Source organism: Streptomyces sp. 13-12-16 (genome assembly GCF_002114215.1).
Classification (GTDB): domain Bacteria; phylum Actinomycetota; class Actinomycetes; order Streptomycetales; family Streptomycetaceae; genus Streptomyces.
Map to the genome: position 1 here is coordinate 1 of NZ_NCTE01000264.1, position 3,425 is coordinate 3,425.

4 protein-coding genes are annotated in these 3,425 nt (G+C 73.1%); 2 read left to right on the top strand and 2 right to left on the bottom strand.

Going from position 1 to position 3,425, the window contains the following annotated elements; translation table 11 throughout:
• Positions 1 to 195: hypothetical protein (locus B7767_RS11860; protein ID WP_085572168.1), on the bottom strand; the 195-nt coding region annotated here is incomplete at its 3' end.
• Between the two features lie 40 nt (positions 196 to 235).
• Positions 236 to 1,489 (bottom strand): inorganic phosphate transporter, encoded by a 1,254-nt coding sequence (locus B7767_RS11865; protein WP_085572169.1) that lies wholly within the window; start codon positions 1,487 to 1,489, stop codon positions 236 to 238.
• Positions 1,490 to 1,630: 141 nt separating this feature from the next.
• Between B7767_RS11865 and B7767_RS11870 the strand changes: the two genes are divergently transcribed.
• A complete protein-coding gene (locus B7767_RS11870) occupies positions 1,631 to 2,359 on the top strand; it encodes a class II aldolase/adducin family protein (protein WP_085572170.1) in 729 nt (242 codons plus the stop codon).
• Between the two features lie 196 nt (positions 2,360 to 2,555).
• On the top strand, positions 2,556 to 3,425 hold an 870-nt coding region (locus B7767_RS11875; protein ID WP_085572171.1), incomplete at its 3' end, for an alpha/beta hydrolase.

Below are 3,425 nucleotides of genomic sequence, written 5' to 3' on the forward strand. Positions count from 1 at the left end.
CCCCACCGCCGCCGCGCACGCCGCGAAGCAGGCGTAGGCGCCGGTGACCGCCAGGGCCGCGGACTGGCCCCGGTCGGCGGCCCGCTCGCGGCGGGACAGGCCGCTGATGCCGAGGGTGAACAGGGCCACCAGGGCCACGGTGACCACGAGGCTGACGCCGAAGACGGAACCGAGGGCCGCCCAGTCGATCTTCATGGTGCTCTTCTTCCTTCGTACCGGGTCTACCGGGTCGCGGTCAGACGGTGGTCGCGGCCGGCGGGGCCGACGGGGCCGCCGGGTCGGTGGGGACCGGCGCCGGGATGGTGGCCGAGAGGTCGTCGGTCACGGTGCCCGCCGGGGGCGGGGTCACCGCGGCCATCGCCTGCGTCACCACGCCGGACGGCTCCTCGTCGTGGTCGTTGACGTTGGTGTGGTCGACGACCTCGCGCCGGGAGATCTTCCAGATGGCGGCGCTGGAGGCGACCAGGAAGACGGCCACGAGGGCGGTGCCCCAGTCGCCGAAGCCGCAGACCCACTCGGCGAGCGCCGCGACCAGGGCCGCCGCCGGCAGGGTCAGGCCCCAGGCGACGAACATCCGGGTGGCCGTCGACCAGCGGACGACACCGCCCTTGCGGCCCAGTCCCGCGCCCATCACGGAACCGGAAACGGAATGCGTGGTGGAGAGGGAGAAGCCGAGGTGCGAGGAGGCCAGGATGACCGTCGCGGCACTGGTCTGTGCGGCGAAGCCCTGCTGCGGCTGGAGGTCGGTCAGGCCCTTGCCCATGGTGCGGATGATGCGCCAGCCGCCGAGGTAGGTGCCCATCGCGATGGCGATGCCCGCGGAGAGGATCACCCACATGGGCGGGTCGGAGTCGGGGGCGAGCGAGCCGCCGGCGACCAGGGCGAGGGTGATGATGCCCATCGTCTTCTGGGCGTCGTTGGTGCCGTGGGCCAGGGAGACCAGGCCGGCGGAGGCGATCTGCCCGGCGCGGTAGCCCTTCTCGGAGGCCTTGCCGTCGGCGTTCCGGCCCAGCCGGTAGGTCAGCCGGGTGGCGAACATCGCGGCGATGCCGGCCACCAGCGGGGCGGCGATCGCGGGGAGCAGGACCTTGGTGACGAGGACGTCGCCGTGGACCGCGCCGAGGCCGGCGGAGGCGACGGCGGCGCCGATCAGACCGCCCATGAGGGCGTGCGAGGAACTGGACGGCAGACCGACCAGCCAGGTCAGGAGGTTCCAGAGGATCGCGCCGACCAACGCGGCGAAGATGACCTCGGGACGGATGCCGGACTCGTCGACGAGTCCTTTGGAGATCGTGTTGGCGACCTCCACCGAGAGAAAAGCGCCCACAAGGTTCAGCACGGCGGACATGGCCACCGCGACCTTGGGTTTGAGGGCACCGGTCGAAATGGTCGTTGCCATCGCGTTCGCGGTGTCGTGGAAACCGTTCGTGAAATCGAACGCGAGTGCGGTTACCACCACAATCGCGAGGATCAGCGAGAAGCTTTCCATTTACCCAGGCAATCGTTCGAGGTCATTGGCTGGTCGAACGTAGGTAACCAGGGTGAACGGAAGATGAACTGGAACGGGCATCGTGGTGACCGTAAGAGGGGGTGGACCCTCCGCCGGATGGCCGCCTGGCAGGATCACGGCATGACCGAGCAGCCAGAGGACGGACGGGAAGCGGGAGGCACCCGGGGCGTGCGCGAGGAGGAGGCGCGCGCCTGGGCGGAACTCGTCGGGACCGCGCGCCGGACCGTCGCCGACGGACTCGTCGTCGGCACCTCCGGCAACGTCTCGGTACGGGTCGGCGGGACCGTCCTCGTCACACCCTCGGGAGTGCCGTACGACCGGCTGACGCCGGACGACGTGACCGGCGTCGACCTCACCGGCCGGCAGGTCCTCGGCACACTCGCCCCCACCAGCGAGCTGCCCATGCACCTGGCCGTCTACCGCACCACCGGCGCGCGCGCCGTCGTGCACACGCACGCCGTGCACGCCACGGCCGTCTCCACGCTCGTCGACGAGCTGCCGCTGATCCACTACATGGCGGCGGCGCTCGGCGGGCCCGTCCGGGTCGCCCGCTACGCGACGTACGGCACGGACGAACTGGCCGGGAACATGCTCCGCGCCCTCGACGGCCGCACCGGCTGCCTCCTCCAGAACCACGGCACCGTCACCCACGGCACGACCCTCACCCAGGCCTACGACCGCACGGCCCAGCTCGAATGGATGTGCCGCCTCTGGCTGACCGCGTCCTCGGTCCCGGGCCTCTCCCCCCACCTGCTGACCCCGGAGCAACTGACGGAGGTGGGGGACCGCCTGCGGGACTACGGGCAACCTCCCGGCCCGTCCGGCACTTCCGGCCCGTCCGGCGTTTGAGGACAAGGGGGCCGGGGGCACAGCCCTCCCGGGACGGGACGGGAAGGGGCGGCGGGGGCGGAAAACCCCCCGCACGGTGGCACCCCATGGACGCCCCCCCGCACGGTGGCACCCCACGGACGGAAAACCCACGGCCGCAGCCCGGCCGTACGGCGCCCGCTGGCCGGGTACCCGTCCCCACATGACACTGGAGAACGTGCGCACTGCCAGAGCGACGGCCGCAGCCGTCACCGCCGTGATAGGGGCCGCCGCCACCGCGGTGGCCGCCGGCCGGCTCGCCAGCGACGCCGCGCTCAGAATGCCCCCCGGCGGCCCCCTGCCCACCGAACCCGGACTCACCGTCCACGCCACCGCCGCCGGCCGGATCACCCTCACCAGGGACTTCGCCACACTCCGCCCCGGACGCCACGGTCTCACCGGTGACGGCTTCCACGCGGTCGTCGGCCCCGTACTGCCCGGCGCCCCGGACTCCGCCGACACCGTCGTACGCCGCCTCGAACGCGTCACGTACGGCAGCCCGGAGCCCGGCGACCGCGCCCGGCTCACCCCGAACCTGTACGTCGGCGACCCGGGCGGCGCCCTCGGCCTGGACCACACCGACCTCGACGTTCCCGGCGAACTCGGCCCCCTGCCCGCATGGTTCGTGCCGGGCGCCCGGGACACCTGGGTGATCGCCGTCCACGGCCTCGGCACCACCCGGGAACACACCATGAACCTCATGGAGTTCCTGCACCGCCACCGCTTCCCGGTGCTCGCCCCCGCCTACCGGGGCGACCCCGGCGCGCCGCGCTCCCCGGACGGCCTCAACCACCTCGGCGAGACCGAGTGGCGCGATCTCGACGCGGTGCTCCACCACGCCGTGGACTCCGGCGCCCGGCAGGTGGTCCTGTACGGCTGGTCCACCGGCGCGACCATGGCGCTGCGTGCCGCCGCCCGCTCCGAGGTGCGCGCACGCGTCGCCGGTCTCGTCCTGGACTCCCCGGTGCTCAGCTGGGAGGCGACCCTGCGCGCCCTCGCCGCGGCCCGGCACACCCCGGGCGCGCTGCTGCCGCTCGCGGTCCGCGCC

Excerpts from the sequence above, each read along its gene's own strand:
- B7767_RS11865 (WP_085572169.1), bottom strand. The coding sequence starts at position 1,489 with ATGGAAAGCTTCTCGCTGATCCTCGCGATTGTGGTGGTAACCGCACTC.
- B7767_RS11870 (WP_085572170.1), top strand. The coding sequence starts at position 1,631 with ATGACCGAGCAGCCAGAGGACGGACGGGAAGCGGGAGGCACCCGGGGC.